General features: G+C 66.5%; 19 protein-coding genes. 8 read left to right on the plus strand and 11 right to left on the minus strand.

The window, feature by feature from the left end:
* The first annotated feature begins 75 nt into the window (after positions 1-75).
* Together HDA43_RS25385 and HDA43_RS25390 are read left to right on the plus strand one after the other, a co-directional pair.
* Entirely contained in the window at positions 76-2,127 is a 2,052-nt protein-coding gene (locus HDA43_RS25385; protein WP_179825777.1) for an ATP-dependent nuclease, read from the plus strand.
* The gene (locus HDA43_RS25390; protein WP_179825780.1) at positions 2,114-3,976 is read left to right on the plus strand and encodes an ATP-dependent helicase; all 1,863 of its coding nucleotides are present in this window, start codon (positions 2,114-2,116) and stop codon (positions 3,974-3,976) included. Before HDA43_RS25385 ends, HDA43_RS25390 begins: the two co-directional genes overlap by 14 nt.
* Before the next feature lie 246 nt (positions 3,977-4,222).
* Here the strand turns inward: HDA43_RS25390 and HDA43_RS36495 are convergent, their stop codons facing one another.
* Positions 4,223-4,993, minus strand: coding sequence for a DUF4145 domain-containing protein (locus HDA43_RS36495; protein WP_179825781.1), 771 nt, complete (start codon positions 4,991-4,993; stop codon positions 4,223-4,225).
* A 63-nt stretch (positions 4,994-5,056) separates the two neighbouring features.
* Complete coding sequence (locus HDA43_RS25400) at positions 5,057-6,661, minus strand: DNA methyltransferase (protein ID WP_179825783.1); 1,605 nt, start codon at positions 6,659-6,661, stop codon at positions 5,057-5,059.
* 1,719 nt (positions 6,662-8,380) lie between these two features.
* On the opposite strand from HDA43_RS25400, the gene HDA43_RS25405 reads away from it, so the two are divergent.
* Together HDA43_RS25405 and HDA43_RS25410 are read left to right on the plus strand one after the other, a co-directional pair.
* Positions 8,381-8,659: an alpha/beta hydrolase family protein gene (locus HDA43_RS25405; protein WP_179825785.1), complete on the plus strand. Its 279-nt coding sequence runs from the start codon at positions 8,381-8,383 to the stop codon at positions 8,657-8,659.
* Positions 8,608-9,933, plus strand: coding sequence for a serine hydrolase (locus HDA43_RS25410; protein ID WP_312873535.1), 1,326 nt, complete (start codon positions 8,608-8,610; stop codon positions 9,931-9,933). Before HDA43_RS25405 ends, HDA43_RS25410 begins: the two co-directional genes overlap by 52 nt.
* Positions 9,934-10,140: 207 nt before the next feature.
* Here the strand turns inward: HDA43_RS25410 and HDA43_RS25415 are convergent, their stop codons facing one another.
* The 9 genes from HDA43_RS25415 to HDA43_RS25455 form a co-directional block, all read right to left on the minus strand.
* The gene (locus tag HDA43_RS25415) at positions 10,141-11,232 is read right to left on the minus strand and encodes a right-handed parallel beta-helix repeat-containing protein (RefSeq protein WP_179825787.1); all 1,092 of its coding nucleotides are present in this window, start codon (positions 11,230-11,232) and stop codon (positions 10,141-10,143) included.
* Positions 11,233-11,793: 561 nt separating this feature from the next.
* Positions 11,794-12,327: a hypothetical protein gene (locus tag HDA43_RS25420; protein WP_179825789.1), complete on the minus strand. Its 534-nt coding sequence runs from the start codon at positions 12,325-12,327 to the stop codon at positions 11,794-11,796.
* 95 nt (positions 12,328-12,422) lie between these two features.
* A complete protein-coding gene (locus tag HDA43_RS25425) occupies positions 12,423-12,812 on the minus strand; it encodes a hypothetical protein (protein WP_179825791.1) in 390 nt (129 codons plus the stop codon).
* Complete coding sequence (locus HDA43_RS25430) at positions 12,809-14,074, minus strand: DUF8832 domain-containing protein (protein WP_179825793.1); 1,266 nt, start codon at positions 14,072-14,074, stop codon at positions 12,809-12,811. The genes HDA43_RS25425 and HDA43_RS25430 overlap by 4 nt, the downstream gene beginning before the upstream one ends.
* Positions 14,071-15,156, minus strand: coding sequence for a hypothetical protein (locus HDA43_RS25435; RefSeq protein WP_179825795.1), 1,086 nt, complete (start codon positions 15,154-15,156; stop codon positions 14,071-14,073). Before HDA43_RS25435 ends, HDA43_RS25430 begins: the two co-directional genes overlap by 4 nt.
* A gap of 440 nt (positions 15,157-15,596) precedes the next feature.
* Positions 15,597-16,244 (minus strand): response regulator transcription factor, encoded by a 648-nt coding sequence (locus tag HDA43_RS25440; RefSeq protein ID WP_179825797.1) that lies wholly within the window; start codon positions 16,242-16,244, stop codon positions 15,597-15,599.
* Positions 16,235-17,992, minus strand: a complete 1,758-nt coding sequence (locus HDA43_RS35350; protein WP_179825799.1) for a sensor histidine kinase — start codon at positions 17,990-17,992, stop codon at positions 16,235-16,237. The genes HDA43_RS25440 and HDA43_RS35350 overlap by 10 nt, the downstream gene beginning before the upstream one ends.
* Before the next feature lie 341 nt (positions 17,993-18,333).
* On the minus strand, positions 18,334-18,747 hold the full coding sequence (locus HDA43_RS25450; protein WP_179826492.1) for a DoxX family protein: 414 nt from the start codon (positions 18,745-18,747) through the stop codon (positions 18,334-18,336).
* Between the two features lie 355 nt (positions 18,748-19,102).
* Positions 19,103-19,726 (minus strand): maleylpyruvate isomerase family mycothiol-dependent enzyme, encoded by a 624-nt coding sequence (locus HDA43_RS25455; protein WP_179825801.1) that lies wholly within the window; start codon positions 19,724-19,726, stop codon positions 19,103-19,105.
* Between the two features lie 117 nt (positions 19,727-19,843).
* On the opposite strand from HDA43_RS25455, the gene HDA43_RS25460 reads away from it, so the two are divergent.
* From HDA43_RS25460 to HDA43_RS34490, 4 genes are all read left to right on the plus strand, one after another.
* Complete coding sequence (locus HDA43_RS25460; RefSeq protein ID WP_179825803.1) at positions 19,844-20,839, plus strand: sigma-70 family RNA polymerase sigma factor; 996 nt, start codon at positions 19,844-19,846, stop codon at positions 20,837-20,839.
* A gap of 171 nt (positions 20,840-21,010) precedes the next feature.
* Positions 21,011-21,367, plus strand: coding sequence for a VOC family protein (locus HDA43_RS25465; protein ID WP_179825806.1), 357 nt, complete (start codon positions 21,011-21,013; stop codon positions 21,365-21,367).
* 99 nt (positions 21,368-21,466) lie between these two features.
* Complete coding sequence (locus HDA43_RS25470; RefSeq protein WP_179825808.1) at positions 21,467-22,288, plus strand: MerR family transcriptional regulator; 822 nt, start codon at positions 21,467-21,469, stop codon at positions 22,286-22,288.
* On the plus strand, positions 22,285-23,094 hold the full coding sequence (locus HDA43_RS34490; protein ID WP_218912412.1) for a GyrI-like domain-containing protein: 810 nt from the start codon (positions 22,285-22,287) through the stop codon (positions 23,092-23,094). Before HDA43_RS25470 ends, HDA43_RS34490 begins: the two co-directional genes overlap by 4 nt.
* Positions 23,095-23,182 lie beyond the last annotated feature (88 nt).

A 23,182-nucleotide genomic window follows, 5' to 3' on the forward strand; every position in this document is an offset into this window, starting at 1 on the left:
ACAGGCCGACGAGATGTGCGGCGTCAAGTAAGTCGCGAGAGCCTACAAGATTAGGAAAATTCTCTCATCAACCCGGTGTTCTGGAATACCAGTTCGGAACGGAACATCACACAGGAGTCGAAAAGAGGACAAATGGGTCTACACATCTCGCGGATTGAGGTACACAACTTCCGCAATTTCCACCATCTGGTCATTGACAACTTCCCCGGGCACGCAGTGATTGTCGGCGAGAACGGAGTCGGCAAGTCGAACCTGCTGGAGGCGATCCGCCTAGTACTCGATCCCTCCCTGCCTGACTCACGGCGCATGCTGCGAGAGGAGGACATCTGGGAAGGGCACCCAGCTGGCCTAGCGGGCGGGGCCGAAGTAACCGTCGTGGTAGACCTGCAGGGATTCGACACCGATGACGACGCCAAGAGTGTCCTGTCCACGGCCATCGTGGACTTTGCTCCCTACACTGCACGGCTGACCTACCGTTTTGCTCCGCGCGTTGAGGCTGATGTCGTCGCCGGCCTCAGCCTGCAGCCCACCGGACGGCCGCTGACCGCGCAGGACTACGACTTCATCGCTTTTGCAGGTACCAGCGAGACCAGCGACATCCGCACCATTCGGCGCGAAGTGGCCTTGCGCGTCCTACCAGCCCTGCGGGACGCCGAGGGCGACCTATACAACTGGCGGCGCAGCCCTTTGCGAGATCTTCTCGAACGGCTGCCCTTGGACCCGGCCAACCTACAGGCTACTGCTTCGGCGATCGCCACCGCCGTTGACCAGCTCACTAAGGACGTCAATGTCGCCAAGCTAGAGGGGCACCTGACAGACCGGCTGGGGAACATGTTCGGCCCGCGGCTGGCGGTGCAGCCCACTCTTGGCTTTGCTTCCTCCAAGCCCGATGAACTGATCCGAGCCATCCGCCTGTTCCTCGACACGGCCCGCCGTAAGGGCATCTCGGACACTAGCTTGGGCAGCGCCAATGTCATCTACCTTGGCCTGCTGCTGGAGGTCCTCAACCAGCAGCGCCTGGACGAGCAGTTCGTCGCCACCCTAGTAGCTATCGAAGAGCCCGAAGCGCACCTCCACGTCAGTCTCCAAAGGCACCTCTTCAGCTACCTGTTGCGTACCGGACAGTCCCTCATTCTCACCACTCACAGCCCTCACATCGCTGCGGTCACCCCAGTCCACTCTTTCATCGTGCTGCGCGCCAGCGAGAGCGGCACTACCGGAGCCAGCACCGCGGCCCTTCCCATCAGCAGCGATGAGGCGGCGGACCTGGAACGCTACATCGACATTAGCCGCGCTGAGATCTTGTTTGCTTCTGCCGTCATCCTTGTCGAAGGACTGGCTGAGCTATACATTCTGCCTGCCCTGGCCGCCGCTGCGGGATTCGATCTCGACCCCTACGGAGCCGTCGTCGCCAGCGTCCACGGAACTGACTTCAAGCCCTACTGTGCCTTTCTCGGCCCGAAGGGGCTCAACACCCCTCATGTGGTCATCACCGACGGCGACGCCGCCTCGGATAAGCGCAACCAGCGGGAAGCCGGCCTCAAACGAGGCGCTAACCTCCATCCCGACCAGATGCACGCCAAAGCCCTCTTGAATCAAATCGCAGAGCTACCCGAGCCCAGCACAGCTAACTACCACGCCGTCCGCGCTCCCCTCACCACGGATCTAGAAAGCATCGGTGTCTACGTCGGTGTTCAGACCTTGGAGGCCGACCTGTGCCCCCTGTTCGGTGAAGAGATCATCCAAGCGTTTCAAGAACTGAGCAGCAACACCACTGCGATCGATGAGGTGCGCCGCGGCGTCGCCAATGAACAGGATGTGACAATCGACCCCGAAGCTCGCAAAAACATGCTCAAACGCATCTCTGACTTGGGCAAGGGCCGTTTCGCGCAGCGGCTCGCCGCGCACATCGCCCGTGCTGATCTACCCGCCCGCATCCGCGCAGCAGCCCACATTGCCAGCGACGATACTCCGGTGGAGCGCCAGGATCTGCGTCGTCTAGGCACCGCCTCCTACCTCTTCCTCGCCCTGGACGACATCTCCAGAACCGCCCGCGGCACCTCTCTGTTCGCCGTTTATCCGAGCATTTCTGACCGCAGTCAGCAGGTAACCGATGCAGATCAGTGACACCCTGCTGAGGGAACTCGAACACCTGCACCCCAAGCAGCGCGCCGCCGTCCTCTACCTCGGCAACGTCGCTCTGCGAGCCGGGCCTGGCAGTGGTAAGACTCGCACCCTCGTGGCTCGCATCGCTTACCTTCTCCAGACACAGATCTCCGCCTTCCGAGGAGTGGCTTGCATTACTTACGCCAAGGCCGCGGCCGATGAGATCCGCCGCCGCGTCCTCCACAGCGGAGTACGCGCCGAAGGGCGGATCGCTTGCTCTACCGTCCACTCGTTCTGCCTGAACGAGATCTTGCGCGCCTTCGCCCCCCTCACTGGCCAACCAGCACTTCAAGCGGGCCAAGTCCTCAACAAAACGGCCGTCGAATCGCTCCTGCAACGTTGCTTTGATCAGGTCGGCATCGCCGAGACTCTCGCCCAGTACCGCACAAACGAAAACACCCGGATCCGCCGCGCTCTCGCCTGCAACGAACCCCTGGACGCCTTCGACCCGCGGGAAGTACAGGCCGCCCGCCTCTACGAGGAACAGCTCACCGTCCGGGAAGAAATCGACTTTGAAGCCATGGTGATGCGAGCTGTGCGCATCGTTCGCGAGAATGAATCTGTCCGAGACCTACTGCATGCCCGCTTCCCTCACCTCATCGTGGATGAGTACCAGGACCTCGGCGGAGTCCTCCATGAACTCGTCACAACCCTGCATGATCTGGCCGGCATCACCGTCTTCGCCGTCGGGGACACCGACCAGTCCGTTTACGGATTCACCGGCGCCGACGCTAGGTATTTGACAGCCCTAGCCGCTCGGGACGACTTTTACGATCTGGAACTCGACGTCAACTATCGCAGCGGCCAAGACATCATCACTGCAGCCGAAGCCGCCCTCGGAACGCCCCGAGGACGTCGCGCACGCGACGGCGCGCCCCCCGGCACTGTCCACCTAGAACAAGTCCACCGAGGACTCGAAGACCACGCACGCCTCGCCTGTGACCTAACCCAAGAGGCACAACGCCGGCAGATCAGCCCTGAGCAGATCGCCATCCTCTATCCCCAGCGAGGCCCTCTGCTTGACGCCCTCCACAGCGAACTGACCCGGCGCCAGCTTGACTTCCTACACGAACGGGACGACAAACTCCCCGATGGGACAATCTCCCACTTCATCCAGCGCTGCGCCAGCCGCGCTGTCACCAACTACCAAATTCACTCCGCACCCGATACCGAACGCTCTGACATGCTGCACCGAGCGGAAGCACCGTCGCTCGCCGCATTAGCTCGCGACCTCACCACACTACGCACCGAGGCCCATCTCCCCCCGCCCGCATCGCGACTATTCTTGCTGCGGGCTCTACAAACCTGCCTCGACCCTCAACCGCTCTACCCGGCCAGTGCATCCGCCTACGACTGGCTGCAGCAGTTGCGCGCCATACTGGCCCTCGATGCGGTGGCCACATCGCACCCCGATCAGGACAATGTCACCAGTCTTGACGACCTCGCCCGTCTATGCCGCTCCAAAAATCTCATGCTGCAAGACCTCGCCCAGGGCGAACAAGTTATCGGCAAGGTGCTCCTTACGACCTATCACGCAGCCAAGGGTCGGGAATTCGACACGGTGATCCTGCCCGGACTACTCAACGGCATCATCCCGCGCAACAGCATCCCTGACCGAGGTAAGTGGCGTAGCCCCACGGCAAAGGAACTCGCGGAACAACGCCGCACCTTCTATGTGGCCTTAACTCGCGCCGAGACAGCACTACATCTGATCGTCGGCCCCGGCTACCACACGAGAAGTGGTTATTGGCAATCGAAGGGGCCCTCAGACTTCGTGATAGAGATGGTCCAGCGCCTGCCTCCGACCTGAGTACGCCTCCCACGCTTTCTACAGAGAGCCGGTGACAGTGCCGCCGGCCCTACGGAACTTCTAAGCACAGCGCTTCGGAAGCGTTTCGAGGGCCGGACCTGCACGATCGACGGCGAACTCGGTCACCGCCATGAAGGCATGCCTTCTACAGGAAGAAACGGCCTCGGCAAGCCCCATCAGAGCGGTGGCAGCAGCGCTGAAGCCAACGTCTCCGACCAGTAGAACTAGGAATTTTATTCCAGTCCACTACCGAAGCAAATTTTTCTCTGTTGGTCGCAATCTGCGACCTCGCTTATTGATTTTTTCCGCCCTTGCCGCGAGCATCTTTTCATGCGGATCGTATATCAGTTCAATGGCTCGCGAAAAATGTTCAATACCATCAAGAAGCCAAGAAAATGGCAGTTGCTCAACCTCATGACTGCCGACATTTCCGATCCATTTCATTGCCATTAATTGCTTAGCGGCCGATGCATTCTTTTCTTCGAATATCTCAATACGTCGATGTGTCGTTAGAGGACGCCTTGAATTTCTTGAGAATCTGGCGATCTTCTTGTGCGTCAACATGCAATCAATAGCAGATCGAATGCGATTTGCTGTTGCACTTGTATCAGAGAATAACGTCGCAGAAGCCGATTCTATTATGGCGCGCAGCTGGGGAGGGACGGCCTCGGGAAGTTTCATAAGGGGAAGTGGTGGAAGAATATGTGTAACCAAGTATCCTCGCAGATAGGGATCGTCTTCGGTGCCTTGAATGGACGCTGGCCCCCACTCAATGGACCAGCTCCCTGTGACAACATACCGATTCCCACAACTCAGCCTCGGACACTTTAGCTCACCATAGAAATAGCCTTCCTTAAGGTCGCTATCTAGCATTCCACGCGCCGATATGCTCGCGTAGCTCTCGAACTCTTTGATATCTGGCTCAAGCGCAATCGCCGCACACTCGGGGCAGAGGACTATAGGCCAATCATTGAAAGGACCCGCCAGCCGTTCGAATATCTCCCTATTGAAGAGCACCCACGGCTCCCTTATACTTCTAATTTCTGTTGATACGGCCCTGACTTCCGATTAAACAGATAATTAGCTGTCACTCCCGCGTGATCGGGGGATCTCTTGGAAGTAAGGTAGCAAGGGTGTGGGCATCTCCGGTCGCTGGTTTTGAAGCAACTGCTCGACCTTAATAATTTGGATCTTGGGATAGGTCACACCTGTTCCGGGGTGGTTGAACACTCCGGAGTTTGTCATCGCGTCAAGTGCGGATAAGTCCGGCTCATCCATCGTGATAATAATTCCCATAGCAGCTCTATGCTTCCTTACCGCACGCTCTAGCTCGACGATGTGAGTCTTCTTAATGCGTCCCGCCTTAACGGATACAAGGATGCGTTGAGAAACCCCGTTATGGTCGAGCGGTATACGTATAATGCCGTCGAATCCTCTATCTCCATGTCGGGAATCATGGAATTGCCCATCGACCTGCATCAGACACCACCGCTCAAACTCGGCGGGCGAATTGGCCAGCAAGGCACGCGCAGAGTTCAAGTCGTGAGGGAGTCCCACGATATTGTAATGATCTCTGGCTTCTTCCCCATATTTATGCCGGAGGCGCGTATCGATTAGCGCAATTCCTTGAGTTGTCTTATTGATACCAATCCAACGCCTACTCAGATCCTGCGCAACATCGACTGTTATTCCTTCCCCGGCATAAGGATCTAGAACCATGCCGCCAGGAAGAGTAGTCATGCTGATTATCCGTGCCAGCAGTTCAGCAGGTTTCTGCGTCGGATATCCAAGCCGCTGGGCTTCCTTGTAACTGGCCCCAGGTATATCTGTCCATATCTCATCTATAGCCTCACCTCGCGACTCATCGATGTACTGCTTGAGAACTGGCACTGATCCAGGAGCCCGCTGCTCAATAAGACCGGAGTTGTACGCAGATTCCATCCTTTCCTTGGCCCAGCGCCACACTCGCGTCACGCCTAAAAATTCATAGGAATAATTCTCCCTGTTGGGATTTGGGTTAACGAGACTAACATGTCTATAGAGTCGCCCTTCTTCATCTCGTCGATAGCCTTTGTGTTTATACTCGAAGCTCGAATCGTTAATATCGCGAGCAGCAAACAAAGCATCGCGATTCCATATTGCCTTATCGGTCTTTCCATACACGAGAATAGCATCATGGTTTCGCGGAACATGGAGGGTTTGAGACGGCCTCCGCTTCAAATATTTCCAAACTATTTCATTGCGAAAATTAGTTTGACCAAATACGGCATCTAGGGTCAGTCTGAAATAGTGACTAACGGCCGGGTTGCATTGCAGAACAAGAAATCCTGCAGGCTTAAGCGTGCGATACAGCTCCGGAAATATTCCAGCGTTGGAGGCGATGTAGGAAAAGGTTGGTCCTTCTCCCGCGATAACTCGAATCGTCTCAATTGATGTCTTTAGCGGTTCAGGCGCATTGTCCACAAGCGAAGCGCGATATACAGCCTTGCTGTCAGCTTCAGGCATCAACTCACCCAAGAGGCTGTCTGAGGAACGATCTATATAATCTCGACCTCGATCCTCTGGAGATATATTATGCGCTTGATTGAATCTAGTTTGCGGATCCAAATAAACTAGATCTACCGATTCATCTGAAATTTTCTCACTTAGGACATCAAAAGCATCTCCATAATAAAGTTCACTCAAGCAGGCATCACCCTTCTTTTTGCATAATGGCCCTTATCTGCCATTTTTAGACTTGCTGTCAGTTGTCGATACTCGACGGCTGGCACGCAGTATGTCATCCACCGAGGGGCTGAGGTGAGCATATAGATGTTCCTGCATGTAGCCCAGCCCTTTAGACAGCCACTGGTTCAGAGGTGGCAGCAGATGAGCGCTGAGGCCAGAACGAGGGACTCCTTGGATAAGGAGGAGATCGACGAAGCTCCCCACAGGGAAGCCCCAGTCAACGAAGATGTCTGTTGCACCATCGGCCAGGAAGAAGGTTGGACGGTTCCCATGAGGTACTGGCCAAGTCGGAGTTGAGGGCGAAGACACTACCAATCCTCAGCGCTCATGGTGGCAACGCTACCGTCCTGGAGATCAACCTTTTGCTGTAGCAGTGCCGTACAGCAATACCGCCTTATGCGATCACATCCCACCGGCCCGCATCCACCGTTTTACCAGGGCGGAAGGCCACCGAGGAGGTGGCCACAGCTCCCCACGGATCAAATGATCAGAGCTGAGGCCGTCACGATCGCTGACCATGGCTAGTGCCCGACGAGGTCGAGATGATCGGCTGCTGCCGCCCTCCTTCGTCGGGTCTTGCTACTGGACGATGTGGCGACCAGCTTCCCCGAACACGGAACATGCGCGGGATGATCTTGTAAATGGTGTGGGCCGTACAGAGCGTCCGAGCAGCTCACGCTGGGTGGGCCATCCATATAGCTGCCGCTCTCCTAAAGCGGGTGTCGCATGTTCGAATCATGCCGGGGGCACCATCCTGACCTTGGCGTCCACTGCCCAACCCGGGGTCCTCCCTGGGTGCTACGTGCGGCCCGGTGCAGCCATAGCCACCGGGTGCAGCTCTGACTCACTGGTCGCGGTCCGTTCACGGGATGATCTTTAGGCTGTTCGGCCAGGTTGAGCTGGACAAGGGCTCCTCGAACCGTCGGCTCAGGGAACCAGCCGAGGTCCGGATCTCAGTTGCGACCGACGAGCAGCACGTTCAACGGTTGACGATTCGCAGGAACACGTCGCACACTGGCGTCAGCAGAAGGAGGGGAGTATCCCTTCGCGGCGATGTCGTCATCACGGGCGGATCTTCGGAGACCCTGGTAATTCCGAAGGTACGCATTCCCGGCGTCGTTGGCCCTTGTATCAGGGGCGGGAGAGACCTTCAGCCATCGGGACGCCCGTCCCCTGAGGAAAACCGTATGGGATTCACAATCCCGTCTGAGAACCCAGCCAGGGCAGGGAACTCAGCTTGCCAGTGTTGTCTACTGGTCGAGCTGAGCCCTGCGCGCCCTGCTCGATCAGAGCCAGGGACGAGGGGTATGGGTCATGGTTTTCTCGGTTCTCACCACCTGGTTGGCCGTAGCGATCGTCGTGCCCACGCTAACGATCACGATCGTGTCGATCGTTGCTCTTCGAGGCACGCAGCCCGACCAGCGACCCGAGATCCTGCGCGCCTTGGCGATACTCGCGAAGGCCAATCAGAGGTCTTTGCCCACCCTCAGGCGGAGGTCAGGTGACCAGCAGCTCCCGCGGTAGTCGATCTGACTTCAGTGATCCAGGGTGTTCGGACTTGACGTTGGCCTGATGCCGCCGGCCATCAATGCGCACGGCCATCTCCGGTGAGAGCCTCAGCGACCTGGTCAGCGCGGCGGGCGCCTCGGACGAGGGTCACTTACTCAGGACGTATGAATGCCGCGGGACATCGCCGCGCGGCCTCCCATGACCCACGTCGACCGGGTGACCACGCCGACGCTGTTCCTCCACGGGGAGGATGACGATCAGGCTGAGCAGTGGTTCGCCGCCCTGCGCGAGCGGGGCGCGCCGGTCCGGCCGGCCCGTTACCCGGGCGGCTCCCACCTGTTCATCCTCAACGGCCGCCCGTACCGTCGAGTGGACTGCAACGAAAGGATCGTCGAGTGGCTGCAGCAGTGGATCCCGGTCGATGGCGGGCCCGTCTCGCCGAGCTGATCGCCCGCTTCGAGGTGCCCGGTGCGGGTCTGGCCTTCCTGCACGAGGGTGAGGTGCACGAGTTCGCCGCGGGCGTGCTCAACACGGCCACCGGTGTGGAAGTGACCACCGACTCCCTCTTCCAGGTCGGTTCGGTCACCAAGGTGTGGACCGCGACCCAGATCATGCTGCTCGTCGAGCGTGGCGAGTTGACGCTCGACACCGCGGTCGCCGAGGTGCTGCCGGAGTTCCGGGTCGCCGATCCCGAGGTGAGCAGGACCGTCACGATCCGGCATCTGCTCACGCACACCTCCGGCATCGACGGGGACCTGTTCCTCGACACGGGCCGCGGCGACGACTGCGTGGAGAAGTACGTGCGGGCGTGCGCCGACCTCGCGCAGAACCACCCGCTCGGCGCCACCCAGTCGTACTGCAACTCCGGGTTCACCATCGCCGGGCGCGTCATCGAGCGTCTCACCGGGAAGGTCTGGGACGCCGCGCTGCGCGAGCAGGTCATCGAGCCGCTCGGCCTGACCCACACCTGGACCCTGCCGGAGGACGTGCTGCGCTTCCGCGGTGCGATGGGCCACATGGACGGCCGGCCCGCCCCCGTCTGGGGCCTGATGCGCTCCGCCGGCCCGGCCGGGCTGATCTGCGCCCGGCCCGCCGACGTCGTCGCGTTCGCCCGCGCGCATCTGGGCACCGAGCTGCTCGCCGACCCCCGGGCGATGTGGGAGCCGCAGGTGGACATCCCCAACCCGCACACCATGGGCAGGCAGTGGGGCATCGGCTGGATCCTGGACGAGTGGCAGGGCCGCCGGGTCCTCTCCCACGGCGGGAACACCATCGGCCAGGCCGCCATGCTCTGGGTGGTCCCCGAGACGGAGACGGTGGTGTGTGTGCTGGCCAACGGCGGCCACACCGCCGCCTTCCAGCGCGCCCTGGCCACCGAGCTCTTCGACGAGCTGCTCGGCCTGGCCGTGCCGCCGGTGCTCGGCCCTCCCGCCGAGCCGTTCGAGACCGACGTCGAGCGGTACGCCGGCGTGTACGAGCGGGCGGGCGCCCGGATGACGATGTCGGTCCGCGACGGCCGGCTCTCGCTGCACAACGAGCCCACCGGCGCCCTCGCCGGGATGCAGCCGCCCATGGAGTTCGACCTCGTCCCGGTGGACGACACCACCTTCGTCGGCCGTCCGGACGGGGAGCCGCAGTGGGTGTCGGCCGTCTTCTACGAGCTCGCCGACGGCTCGCCGTACGTCCATCTGGGTGTGCGTGCCACACCCAGAACCGCCTGAGCGGTCATGACGGGTGTGGTGATCAGCGGGACGGTTCCCCGCTGATCAGTCCCCTTCACGGATGATGTCCGTTCATGTTCACTGTCGTGAGCGGATGAGGGATCGGCCACGTGAAGCGGGGCCACGGCCTTGGGAAGCACCGCCGGAGGGCGGGCTCCGGCGGTTCGTGTGGCGGCGGCCTTTCGAGAAGCGATGGGCCTCAGGGCCTCAGGAGCAGATCAGGGAGACGTCGCCCGGCTTGCAGGGGCCCTGGTTTCCGCCTCCGTCGACCACATCTCGCGATGACGCCCAGATGAGGTAGTCCGCGTTGCCCGAGCCGGTGTTGCGGGTGAGCGTGATCGCGGGAAGGTAGGGCGGCCCGTTCTCCACGCTGGAGTTCACGACGTGCAGGCCGCCCCGGAGGGGATAGCCCCAGCGGTCGGTGGCTCCGCTGGGGGCCTGCCCGTTGTCCAGGAAGACGTTGTCGGAGACCGGGTAGGACTGCCGGGGCGTCACCCGGTTGTCGATGTACAGGCCGACCGTCGTGTTGCGTGCGAAGGTGTTGTTCCGCACGGTCATCGTGTCGAAGTACGGCGCGGCGCGCATTCCGATGGAGTTGTCGTTGAACTCGTTGTTCTCGACCGTGCCCGAGGACCAGGGACCCCGCGCGATGCCGCCCATGTCGAGGGCCGTTCCGGCGTTCTTGAAGACGTTGTTCCGGAAGATGAAGTCGACCGACTCCCAGCCCACCGACACCGGGGCGTTGTCGAAGACGTTTCCGGTGAACAGGCCGTCGCTGGATTCGGTGAAACTCAGTGAGCCGTTGCTCACCACGCTCGACCTCACGGTCGGCACCCCTTGGTAGAAGGTTCCCCCGTGCAGGGTGCAGTCGTCCGCCGTCAGGCGGGCCTGCGTGAGGCTGATGGAGTCTATCTCGCAGGTGCTCGGCGTTCCGTTGGCGGTCACCGTCGCCCGGTTCCTGACGGTCAGTCTCACCCCCCGCACGTCGGTGAGGGTCACGGTGGTGCTGTCGGAGGCGGTGAGTCCCGAGAGCCGCCCGTTCTTCACGAGCACGCGGGAGGCGGTGTACACCAGGATGCTGCCCGCCACGGTGTGGCCCGCGAGGTCGAGGGTCACGAGGAAGGCGTTGTCCGAGTTCATGGTCAGGGCGTAACCCGAGGGGCAGTTCAGGTCGTTGTCGAGGGTGACGGTCAGGGGTCTGCCGGACACTATCGAGTCGCCGCACTTCAGGACCGTCGCCTCAGCCGGTACGGCCTGCGTCAGGGCGACGAGCAGGACGAACGCAAGGATTCCCGCCACCGTTCGCAGGCGTCGCGGCCCCGTTCTTCCCACACGAGTTCTGGTCATTTCTCTCCTGACTTTTCGGCGCGTCCCGTCTTATTCTCCGCCGGGGCTCCCCGAAATGTCCTCCGGCGGAACAGATCACCGTCCAGGGTGCCTTGGAAGCGATTACCGAAAAAGTCAGCAAAACGGCCTTCGGGTTCCATGAACGAGACCGTTCCGGTAGTTGCTCCGCAATCAAAGATGGTGATCACCAATTTGAGCGGGTGGATGAGCGCGATTCGGAGGCGTCGACGACCAGGAGATGCCCACCGGTTTCCGAAAACACCGAAAACCGCCTGGGGTGCGAGCTGTAATCGATATCGGTCGGCGCCTTTTTCTTGATGGCGCGGAAAGGGCCTTCGCACCTTTCTCCCCCGGCCCCGGGTCGACGACCAAAGCGCTTCCTCCCTCCGCGCTCCGTTCCCGCATCCCGAGTGGAGGGTGTGAGAATTCTCCGTCCCCTGTTCTCGGAAGTTCCAGTCTCGGTGATCGCCCAGGCGGGTGGACGGAGGCCTCCCTCGCCCCGGCGAGAGACGGTCAGAAGGAGAGGACCGCCAGAACGGCGAGGCCGATGCTCAGCGCGATGAGGGCCGGCGTTCTGGGCCGCCGGGCGGCCTCTTTCCGCGAGGAGACCACCAGCACCGCGCCCACGGCCAGCACAGTCAGCAGGTGCAGGCCGTACCACAGGGGGACGGGCACCTTCCCGAGGACGGCTCCGGACAGCAGGTCGTCGACGGCCCCGTACCCGGAGAGCGCGGCGAGCGCACCCAGGCCCAGTGCCACGAGGGCGTACCGGAACCGGCCGAGCAGGAGCCAGAGGATCGTCCCGGCGACGAGCAGGATCGAGGAGGTGTGGTGCAGTTGCCGGATGAGGAGGCCACCGCGCACGTCGAGGCTGATGTTCAGGGCCGAGGCGTAGGCGTCGCTCATGAGAGTGCCCCGAAGGGGCTCGTAGGAGCCGCTGTAGGGGACCATTTCGTCGCTGGGCACGTGGAAGAAGGCCAGGAAGCCCCCGGTCAGCAGGAGGACCGCGAAGAAGCAGACCAGCATCTCGCCTATCAACTGCCTCACGCGCTCCATTCAGCGTATTTCACCACAGGGGCCAGGTTCGGATCAGGCGATCGACATCGCCGGATCTCTCCTGGGAGGTACGGCGAGGCACGGCGCTAGTCGGCGACGAGAGTGGTGAACGTGAGGGTCTCCTCGCCCGGAGGGCCGGTGAGGCGGACGGACAGTTCCCACCCGCCGCCCATGGAGAACAGGTCGCCCTCGGCGACGAAGTGACCGGGGGCGGCTTTCCTGGCGGTGGCCTCGGGCATCGCGTGGCCCATGGCGGGCATCACGGCGGCGACGGTGACGGTGTCGGCCTCGCCCCTGTCCAGCCGTACGTCTATCGTGTTCCGGTCTGCGGTGACGGTGACGGCGTAGCGGGTGCCCGCCGTGGTCACCGGGTCCCCGCCCGAGGTGCGGGCGACGACGAACGCGACCACGACGACCGCCAGAAGCCCGGCGAGCACCAGACCTCCCAGCCCCTTCATGCCTTTCGTCCGGATCATCGGGGGACCTCCACGGTGAAGGGCACGGTGGTGATGCCGCGGTCTGTGGCGTACTGCGCCCAGGCGAAGTAGCGGCCCGGCACGGGGAAGCCGAACGTGAAGCGCAATCGGCTGCCGGGCGTCCCCATCTCGTGGACGTGGCCGAGGAACTCACCGTCCTCGGCGCGCACGATGAGGTGGCCCGCCATCCCGAGCCACGGCCGCGGCGTTCCGTTCGCGGCCACTTCGACGGTGGCGGGTCGCCCCGCCCGCGGTACGGCGGGCGTCACCGTGACCGTCCCGGCCGCGGCGTCCTGGATCCCCGGGCCGGGCGAGGCCGTGGGCCTCTCCGGGCCGGCGACAGTGAAGGAGCCGGTGAGGAGCTGGCCGCCCGAGTCGGTGCGTTCCAGCTCGACGTAGGTGAGGTAACGGCCGGGGCGGTCGGCGCGCAGCCGTACCTCCAGGCGTCCCGGGGCGGTGCGCAGCGGATGGACGTGACGGAAGTAGCGGCCGTCCTGGCTGGTGACCACCAGGTGGGCCATGGCCTCGTGGTGGACGGCTAGGTCGTCGACGGGCCGCCCGGTGGACCCGTCGAACAGTTCCACGCGCGTCGTGAACTCCTCGCCCGCGGCCGGGCGGGCGGGGACCGTGGTCACCACCCGCTGAACGTACGGCCGGCCGAGCGCCGAGCCCGTGGGCCGTGGCTCGGCGCCGTCCGGCGGCCTGGCGGGCAGCCAGGGTTCGAGGACCACGATCAGGGCGGCGACCGAGATCCCCGCGGCGGCGACCGCGGTCACCACGACCGCCGGTCTGCCACGCCGGTTGAACGCCCCGGTGAGCAGGCCGCCCACCAGAAGCAGACCGGCCACGAACAGGCCGCCGTAGATCAGGAACTCCCATCCCGAGCCGCGGTCCACCAGGACCCGGAACGGGATCACCGCGGTCTCGCCCCCGGCTCCGACGGTCAGCTCGTGCGGTCCGGTCTCCTCGACCCGGAACTGCGCGGGGCGCCCCGGCGCCGCCGTACCGTGCGTGACGCGCCCGTCGGCCGTCGATCGGAGCCGCAGGTCCAGCGCCGGGGCGGAGGGGAAGCCGATCACCTCGACGCGCAGCGGCCCCGGCACCCGGGTCGTGGCCTTGATGACGAGGGTCAGCTCCGCGCCCGCGATCGTCTGCGCGATCCGCAGGTCCGCCCCCGCCCTGACGTCGTGCGCCGCCGTGGGCGACGCTGACACCACCACCAGCAGAACGGCCAGGCAGAACAGCCGGAGCAGCCGGATCATGCCTGTCGGACGCCGGACCCACCGGCCCCCGCGGGTGTCGCGTTCGGGAGGAACAGGGCGCCGAGTGCGAGGCCGACGAGTCCCGCCACGATCGGCGCGCCGGTCCACAGTTCGGGTACGGCCGGCAGCCGTCCCGCGACCAGGGACGCGACCGCGATGTACAGGGACCAGGTGACGAACGCCGACAGGCCGGCGAAGGCCCAGTAGGCGGCCCGGCGTTCCCGGGAGGGACGCAGCCACCGGATCAGCAGGTCGCTCACCAGTCCGGCGGCGACGAACGTCAGCAGGATCGGCATGTTGCCGAAGGACGTCTGCGCGCCCGGCATCAGGACGCCCACCGCGGACAGCACGGTCACGCTCCCGAACGGCAGCCGCCATCTCCGCTGGAGGAACAGCACCGGGGCGAGCAGCACCACGTTCGTGACGATCATCGATGCGGCCAGTTGGTCGACGCCGCCGTCGTCCACGCTGGAGAAGGCCCGGACGACGCTCTCCGCGCCCCACTGCATGGCGTTGCCGTACGACACGAACAGCGACACCAGCGCGGCGCCGAAGCCGAGTCCGACCAGCGCGGGCAGAAGCCGCGACAGCCGGGGCCGGTCCCCGATGTCCGGGGCGTTCCAGGCCGAGCGGAGCGGGCTCGTGATGATGAGCATCATCGTCACGATCAGTCCCAGGTGGGAGGGGCTGAACAGGATGTCGATGGTCTGCTCGATGCCCAGGAACGTGTGCCACGTCAGGTCGGCGAACCCGAACGCGGCGAACCCCGGGATGGCGAGCAGTCCCGCGAGGTACCCGTCCGGCACCGCGGCCAGGCCGCTCCGGCCGGCGCGCACGTTGCGGTGGACCTGCCAGATGATCCACCCGGACACCGCTGCGAACCCCGAGTAGAACGCCGCGTGCCAGGGCGTGAAGAACGTCTCCAACTCGGCCAGGTTGCTGTGCGCCCAGGCGTCGATCATCAGCCCGACGCCGAACCAGACGCCGAGCAGCGCCGTGACCAGGTCGGTCCGGGGGCTCACCCGTGTGCGCGCCTGCCCGGAGTCCGCGAGCAGCCGCCGCACCTCAGCGTCCACCGCCATCAGCGTGCTCCTTTTCCTCGGTCCGATCGCCGGTGACTTTCCGCCGACGGCTTTCCGCGGATGATTTCTCGTCGGCGGCTTTCCGTCTGCGGTTTTCCGCCGGTGACTTTCCATCGGTGACTTTCCGTCGGTCCGATCATCGGCGACGGCCATCGGCGGGGGAACCCGGCTGGCACGCTCCTGAAGGTGCGGTTATCCGTACCTCCACGCCTCCGCACACGGCCGGGCGCCGTGACACCGCGCGCCCGCCGGTGACCGTACGGGCGCCCGCCCCCTCACCCGTTCAGATGTCGCGAGGCCGCGCGGACCCGCCCCTCACGCGTTCACGCACCGCGAGACCGTACGGGCTGCCCGCCCCCTCACGCGTTCCGGCGTCACAAAGCCGGGTGGCCCCGCCCCACACATGGTTCATGCGCCGCGAGGCCGCGCGGACCCGCCCCTTACGCGTTCAGGTACCGCAGCACCGCCAGCACCCGCCGGTGGTCGTGCGCGCTGGCCTCCAGGTCGAGCTTGGCGAAGATGCTCGTGCAGTGCTTCTCCACGGTGCGTTCGGCGATGGCCAGCCGTTCGGCGATCGCCATGTTCGTGCGGCCCTCGGCCATCAGCCGCAGTACGGCGCGTTCCCGCTCGGTGAGCCGTCCCAGCGGGTCGCCGGGCTGCCGGTGGCGGCCGACGAGCTGCTCGACGACGACCGGGTCCAGCACGGACCCGCCCGACCCCACCCGGCGGATGGCCGCGGCGAACTCCGCCAGGTCCGACACCCGGTCCTTCAGCAGGTAGCCCACGCCCTCGGTGCGGCCGCCGAGCAGCTCGACCGCGTAGCTCACCCGGACGTACTGCGACAGCACCAGCACCCCCACCTCCGGGTGCCGCTCCCGCAGGGTGACCGCGGCGCGCAGCCCCTCGTCGGTGTGCGTGGGCGGCAGCCGGATGTCGAGCACGGCCACCTCGGGCGGGTCCTGCGCCACGTGGGTGAGCAGTTCATCGGCGTTGTCGACGCACGCCGCCACCGCGAACCCCGACTCGGCCAGCAGCCGGGCCAGGCCCTCACGGAACAGCGTGGAGTCCTCGCAGATCGCTACGCGCACGGCAGGACCACCCTCAGCACGGTTCCCTTCCCCGGTGGGCTGTCGATCGTGAGTCTGCCGCCGTTGGCCTCGGCGCGGTCGGCGAGCCCGGCGAGCCCGGAGCCGCGCGCGGGGTCGGCGCCGCCCGCGCCGTCGTCGCCCACCTCGACCAGGAGATGGCCGTCGTGGCGGGCGAGCCGTACCCATGCCTTCGACGCGGCGGCGTGCCTGGTCACGTTGGCCAGGGCCTCGTTGACGATGTAGTAGGCCGCGGTCTCCACGGACTGCGGCAGCGGCCCGGCCGGCGCCAGGTCGCAGGTGACGGTGACGGTGACGGGTGAGACCGCGGCCAGCTCCTTGACCGCGCCCGCCAGACCGCGCTCGGTCAGCACCGGCGGGTGGATGCCGTGGCTGACCGCGCGCAGGTCGTCCAGCGCGGCGAGCACCGCCGCCTTGGCCTCGCCGATCAGCGGTACGGCCCGCCCGGGGGCGGCGCCCGCGGCCTCGGCCAGCCCGAGCGTCATCGCCACCGACAGCAGCCGCTGCTGCACGCCGTCGTGCAGGTCGCGTTCGATCCTGCGGCGCTCGGACTCGCCCCACTGCAGCATCCGCCGCCGCGAGGCCGCGAGCTGCCGCAGCCGGGCCCGCAGGTCCGCGGTGAGCCGCTCGTTCTCCAGGGCGAGCGCCGCGGCGGCGCACGCGGCCTCGACCAGCAGGGGCTGCTCCAGGAGGGCGGCGTCGTGCACGAGTACGGCGAGCGGCGCCTCGCCCTGGTCGACGCGGGTGACGGCCCTGCCCGGCCCCGGGTCCAGGTGGACCGGGCGGCCGTCGGCGTCGACGTAGCGGTCCTGCTCGGCCGTCCAGTAGCCCACGGTCAGCCCCGGGTCCCGCAGGGTGGCGGCCAGCTCGTCGCGCAGCGTGTCCGGCCGTTCGCGTCTGCTCAGGTGGACCACGAGCTCGGCCACGCGGCCGTGGTCCATCCGGCTTCGCATCAGCCCGGCCAGGTACGCCAGCGGGACCGCCACGAAGGCCGCCAGCATGACGAGCGCCGCGGGGAGTTGCAGCGGGTTGGGTGGGAAGAAGTCGGCCACGCGGTCCCCGGCGAAGGCGACCGTGGCGACGATCGACGCGCCGGTGACCGGTGCGATCGCCCGGCGCTGCGTCACGCTGGCCCGCCGCCAGCGTTTGACCGTGAGAACGAGCAGCGCGCCGGAGATGAGGAGCGCCGCCTGCCAGGAGGAGTCGTCGAGCGCGACGGCGATGTGCCGGAGCGGCTCGGGCAGCGGAAGGAGGACGAGTGCCTGGGCCGCGGACAGCACGAGGGCGGTGATGTACGCCAGGCCGGTCACCACCCGATGTGAAAGGGAGCCCAGCCTGCCGGTGGGGAAGGCGAGGAACAGGTGGCAGGCGACCCCGGCCCACACGCCGCACAGCGCCAGCGCCCACAGCGGGTCCTCGGGCAGGAACAGCATCTGCTGGGGGATCCAGGCGACCCCGAGCAGGACCATGAGCGGACCGACCTGGTTGCGCGGATGCTCCCGGGCGATCACGACCCCGATCATGAGGAAGGAGAGGCCGGCCAGCGCGCCGAGCGCCCATATCAGGCCGTTCCGCCAGATGACCTCCTGGCCGGCCCCCAGGACGGTGACGACCAGCAGCCACGTCCCTCCGGCCGCGACGGCGAGTGAAGCGGTGGTGCCCGTGGAACGTGACGCGGCGGTGCGTGTAGAACGCGGTGACGCGGTGGTGCCCGTGGAATGCGTGGCCATCGCCCACCCCCGATGGGATTGTACGGACGAACCACCCGGGGCGCGGCTGACAACGGAATGACGGCGGGGAATCTCACCGCCTCCCCCGGCGCCCGCGATCGGTGCCGGGGGAGGCGGGAACATGATCGGTCATCCGTACGGGCGGCCCCGCGTCCGGGCGGACCGGCGGCTCCCGTCGGCCCCGGTCCGCCCGGAGCGAGTGCGATGGATCGTGTGGTGGTCCGCCCCGGAGCGGGCACGGGGGACCGTGCGGTGGTCCGTCCCGGAGCGAGTGCGAGGAACCGTGCGGTGGCCCGTCCCCGAGCGGGTGCGAGAGGCCGCGCGGTGGTCCGTCGCGGTCGTCACGCCCTCTCGTGCGCGAGGGTCCGCGAGGGCGTCAGCAGCGTGGACAGCGCCCAGCGGCCGGGGCCGAAGACGGCGATGAGCAGGAAGCCCCAGCAGAAGAGGGCGGCCTTCTCGCCGCCGTTCTGGATCGGGAACAGCGCGTGGGCCTGGTGGACGGTGAAGTAGGCGAACGCCATGGTGCCCGAGCAGATGACGGCGGCGGTACGGGCGCCCAGTCCGAGGACGACGAGGGTGCCGCCGACCAGTTCGATGACGGCGGCCCACCACGAGGGCCACTGCCCGACACTGGGCGCCTGGCCTTCCGGCCCTCCCAGGACGTCGAAGAGGGTCGCCGCGCCGTGGCAGGCGAACAGCAGTCCCATGACGAACCGGTACAGGGCCAGGAACAGTCCCTGGTTCTTGACCACCATGTCCACGGCGGTGCCCTTTCTCAGTGTGGGACGGAGACGTCGTACCGGATCGGGGGCCGGTGTTCGGCGCGGTGTGGTCGGAAGCGTTTCGCGTGGTGATGACATGCCGGGTCTGACCCCCAGGTGTGGAGCCGAGAGGATGTGGGAGCGCTCCCATGAGACTTTTGGAGTTCGGGCACCGTATGTCAACGCCGCGCCGTCCGGTGGACGGCCCCCGGGCACTCGGCACACGCGTCACGTGGGCGGACACCCGGGAACGGGATCCCGCGATCGTGAAATTTTCAACTATTACCTGAAAGCATCGACGCGCATCCGGGAAAGCGCCCGGGGACCCGCCCGGCTCGCGGCCCTGGGACTACCGGGAGAACCGTGCCGCGGCCTCGCCTGTGAGCCGGCCCGGCGGCAGGCGCCGTCCGCAGACGACGAGCAGCAGGTCCTGCGCCAGGCCCCGGAGCGGCGTCCCCGTGCCGTGGCTCCAGTCGATGTCGGTCGCCTGCAGCCTGACCCCCGTCAGGTCGGTTCCGAAGAACGCGATGTTCTTCGGCCGCATCCCGGCCAGCACCATGGCGACCCGCTCCGCCGGCACCCGGCGGTCGAGTCCCAGGCCCACCGTGATGTCGAGCCCATGGATGACGTCGTGCGACAGCGCTCCCCCGGCGCCCCCGCCCGGCGGCGTCCACGGGTGCGCGACGTTGTCCCGCAGCGAGGCGAGCAGCCTCTCGGGCGGCAGTTCCGTGGCGTCGCGGCGCGCGCACCGGTCGGCCATGCGGTTGAAGTCTCCCCGTGCCCTCACCAGCTCCAGCAGCGTCCTGCCGAGTGAGGCGCGGAAGGGCGTCGTCGTGTGGGCGACGACCTCGCGCACCCGCCACCCCTCGCACAGCGTGGGCGCGTCCCACTGCTCCGGGCTCAGGGCGGCGAGCAGTTCCGCCTGCTCACCGCGCTCCGCCGCCACCGCTTTCCGAAGGTCGTCCTCGGTCATCGCGATCTCCCGTATGTGTGTCCGTACCGTGGTCTCGACAGGTGTACGGGCGCAGAGCCGGGAACTCATCGGTCCCCTCCCCCGGGATGTGTCGGTGGCGGTGCGTATGGTCGGGGGATGGCCAAGACGCCGACCGGCGAGGAGTCCCGGCTGGAGCCGTTCCGGGCCGAGCTGACCGGTTACTGCTACCGGATGCTCGGCTCCGGCTTCGATGCCGAGGACGCGGTGCAGGAGACGCTGCTGCGCGCCTGGCGGTCGTTCGACCGCTACGACGAACGGCGGGCGTCGCTGCGCACCTGGCTCTACAGCATCGCCACCAACGTCTGCCTCGACATGCTGCGCAGCGCACAGCGCCGCGCGCTGGCGATGGACCTCGGCCCGGCGGCGGAGGCCGGTTCGGGCATCGGCCGGCCCGCGCCGGAAAGCGTCTGGGTCCAGCCTGTTCCGGACGCCCTCGTGCTGCCGCCGGACGGTGACCCGGAGGAGCTGGCCGTACTGCGCGAGACGATCCGCCTGGCGTTCGTCGCCGCGCTGCAGCACCTGCCACCCCGGCAGCGGGCGGTGCTGATCCTGCGCGACGTGCTGCGGTGGAAGGCGGAGGAGGTCGCGACCCTCCTGGAGACCACCGTCGCGTCGGTGACCAGCGCGTTGCAGCGGGCGAGGGCGACGCTCCGGGCGGTCGGCACCGGGCCCGGCGAGCCGTTCCGGCCGTCCGACCCCGCCCAGCGCGAGCTGCTCGCCCGCTACTGCGCCGCGTTCGAACGGCACGACGTCACCACGCTCGTCGCCCTGCTGCACGAGGACGCGGTGCTGTCCATGCCGCCCTTCGTCTGGTGGCTGCGCGGCCGGGACCAGATCAGGCGGGTGCTGCTGGCCCCGGAGTCATCCTGCGAGGGGGCGCGCCTCGTTCCGGTCGCGGCGAACGGCTCGCCGGCGTTCTGGCAGACCAGGCCGGGCCCCGGCGGCGCCCACGTCCCGTTCGGGCTGGTGGTCCTCGACGTGTCCGGGGGGCTGGTCGTCGGCACCACCACCTACCTGGGCGCCGACCGGCTGCTCCCGCTCTTCGGCGCCTCGATCGGTTCCCCCCTGGCCGCGGCGAACGTCTCCGGCTGACACGCGTCCCCGGCCGCCGACGCTCCCGGTCGCTCCGCCCCCGGCCGCCGCGGAGGTTCCCGGCCTCCGCCGCGGCCCTTCCGTCATGAGCGTTCCCGCCCCACCGATGAGTTTCGCCGCGCCGCGCCGTACCACCGTGGACAGTGACATGAAGCGAACGAAGGAGCGGACATGACGACCGTCCAGCCCATCATCATCACCCCCGACCTGCCCCGGCTGCAGTTCTTCTACGAGCGGCTGCTCGGCGCGGTGGAGGTGCGCCGTTTCCCGGATGACGGCCCCGTCTTCTTCGTGGGCCTGCGGCTGGGCGACTCCGAGCTCGGCCTGGTCAGTGAGAAAGTCGATCTGTCCACGCCGCAGCGGTTCGCACTGAGCGTGCAGGTCGATGATGTCAACGGCCTGCTGGAGCGGGTCGAGGCGGCCGGCGGGCGCGTGCTCGGCCCGTCGAACGACATGCCGTGGGGGGAGCGGGTCGCCCACGTCCACGACCCCGACGGCAACATGGTCAACCTGACCCAGCCCCTCTGAGGAAAGCACGGGCCGGAAGGCCGTCCGGGACGGCCTCGGGCCGATCGGCCTTCCGGTCCGGTTGGACTCTCCCACCGTGGGAGCCTCCATGCTGAAGACGTGAACGAGGGATACCTGCCGATCGGGCGGTTCGCCCGGCTCTGCCGGCTCAGCGTCAAGCAACTGCGCCACTACGACGAGCTGGGACTGCTGGCCCCCGCCCACGTCGATCCGGACAGCGGCTACCGCTACTACCGGCCCGACCAGGCACGCGCCGCCCTGCTGATCGGCCTGTTGCGCTCCCTCGACGTGCCCCTGCCGTCGATCGGGCGGGTGCTGTCCGACGGGACGGACGCGCTCGGCGGCGTGCGCGACCGCATGGAGGCCGACCTGGCGCGCCGCGAGCGCAACTTCGCCGCGCTGGAACGCATCCTCTCCCACGGCCTGCCCCGCTCGGAGGTGACCGTCGTCCGCGAGCCCGCCCGGCGGGTGGCCACCGTACGGGACACCACGTCGCAGGAGCGGATCGGCGCCGTCACGTCGGCGAACGTGGCCCGGCTGATGGCGGCCGTGAACGCCATGGGCGTCGGGGGCGAGCCGGAAGGGACCGTGGGCGTCACGGGTGGGCCGACGGGGACGCCGATCGGGTTGTTCCCGCTCGACCTCACCCGGGAGATCGCCGTGACCATCGCGGTGGAGACGTCCGCGGACGTCCCGGGCACCTCTCCGGACGTCCTGCCGGGCGGCCTGTACGCCTCGGTCACCCATGTCGGGCCGTACGACCAGATATCCCTCACCACGCACGCGCTGTTCGCCTGGCTGGGTGAGCGCGGGCACACGCCCGACGGCCCGCTGCACGAGGTGTACGTCTCCGACCCCAGGACCACGTCACCGGACCGGCTGGTGACACATCTGATGATCAAATTGGAGGACCCCGAATGAGCTTGAACTGGTACTCGGCCGCCGACGATCCCGAAGTGGTCGAGTTCGGCCCCGTACGCGCGCTGTCGATCACGGGACAGGGCGAGCCGGGAGGGGCCGTCTACGGCACGAGCGTGGGAGCGCTGTACGCCGTCGCGGGGGAGTTGATCGGCGTCGCGGCCCGCCACGGGTGGATGTTCGAGTTGCCCTGTCTCGAAGGCCGGTGGTGGGTGGAGGATGAGCGTCCGCCGTTCGACGTGCCGCGCGAGGAGTGGTGGTGGCACCTGTTCCTGCGGCTGCCCGACGCGGCGGGCGTTGCCGGGAACGGCCCGGTTAGCGGTGGGGAGAACGACGCGATGGGCGGATCTGCGGGCGAGGCGGTGAACGGCCCGACGGGCGGAGCGGTGAACGGTCCGGTGGACATGACGTCGGACGGCCCGGCGGGCGGAGCGGTGAACGGTCCGGTGGACATGACGTCGGACGGCCCGGCGGGCGGAGCGGTGAACGGTCCGGTGGACATGACGTGGGACGGCCCGGTGGGCGCGGCGTGGGACGACGCGTGGGTCGACGAGGCGCGTGAGGCCGCGCGGCATCCGGCCGCCGCCCGGGTGCAGCTCGTCACCTTCACCGAGGGCCTGTGCGTGCAGGCGCTGCACCGCGGGCCGTACGCCGAGGAGCCGAAGACCCTCGCCCGGATGGAGGCTCACATCCGCGACGCCGGCTTCGTCCCGAACGGCCTGCACCACGAGATCTACCTGTCCGACGTGCGGGAGACCGATCCGGAGAAGATGCGGACCATCCTCCGCCAGCCGGTCCGCTCCGCCTGACGACCGGCGTCGCGGCCGGCGACCGGTCCCGGTTCTGTTCCGCGGATCTCCCCGCCCGCCGCGGCCGGCCGAGTGGAGATTCGCGGAA

This window comes from Streptosporangium sandarakinum, from assembly GCF_013409935.1.
GTDB lineage: Bacteria > Actinomycetota > Actinomycetes > Streptosporangiales > Streptosporangiaceae > Streptosporangium > Streptosporangium nondiastaticum.

Excerpts from the sequence above, each read along its gene's own strand:
- HDA43_RS35350 (WP_179825799.1), bottom strand. The coding sequence starts at position 17,992 with ATGGCCACGCATTCCACGGGCACCACCGCGTCACCGCGTTCTACACGC.
- HDA43_RS25460 (WP_179825803.1), top strand. The coding sequence starts at position 19,844 with ATGGCCAAGACGCCGACCGGCGAGGAGTCCCGGCTGGAGCCGTTCCGG.
- HDA43_RS25435 (WP_179825795.1), bottom strand. The coding sequence starts at position 15,156 with ATGGCGGTGGACGCTGAGGTGCGGCGGCTGCTCGCGGACTCCGGGCAG.
- HDA43_RS25405 (WP_179825785.1), top strand. The coding sequence starts at position 8,381 with ATGCCGCGGGACATCGCCGCGCGGCCTCCCATGACCCACGTCGACCGG.
- HDA43_RS25425 (WP_179825791.1), bottom strand. The coding sequence starts at position 12,812 with ATGATCCGGACGAAAGGCATGAAGGGGCTGGGAGGTCTGGTGCTCGCC.
- HDA43_RS25465 (WP_179825806.1), top strand. The coding sequence starts at position 21,011 with ATGACGACCGTCCAGCCCATCATCATCACCCCCGACCTGCCCCGGCTG.
- HDA43_RS25430 (WP_179825793.1), bottom strand. The coding sequence starts at position 14,074 with ATGATCCGGCTGCTCCGGCTGTTCTGCCTGGCCGTTCTGCTGGTGGTG.
- HDA43_RS25390 (WP_179825780.1), top strand. The coding sequence starts at position 2,114 with ATGCAGATCAGTGACACCCTGCTGAGGGAACTCGAACACCTGCACCCC.
- HDA43_RS34490 (WP_218912412.1), top strand. The coding sequence starts at position 22,285 with ATGAGCTTGAACTGGTACTCGGCCGCCGACGATCCCGAAGTGGTCGAG.
- HDA43_RS25450 (WP_179826492.1), bottom strand. The coding sequence starts at position 18,747 with ATGGTGGTCAAGAACCAGGGACTGTTCCTGGCCCTGTACCGGTTCGTC.
- HDA43_RS25455 (WP_179825801.1), bottom strand. The coding sequence starts at position 19,726 with ATGACCGAGGACGACCTTCGGAAAGCGGTGGCGGCGGAGCGCGGTGAG.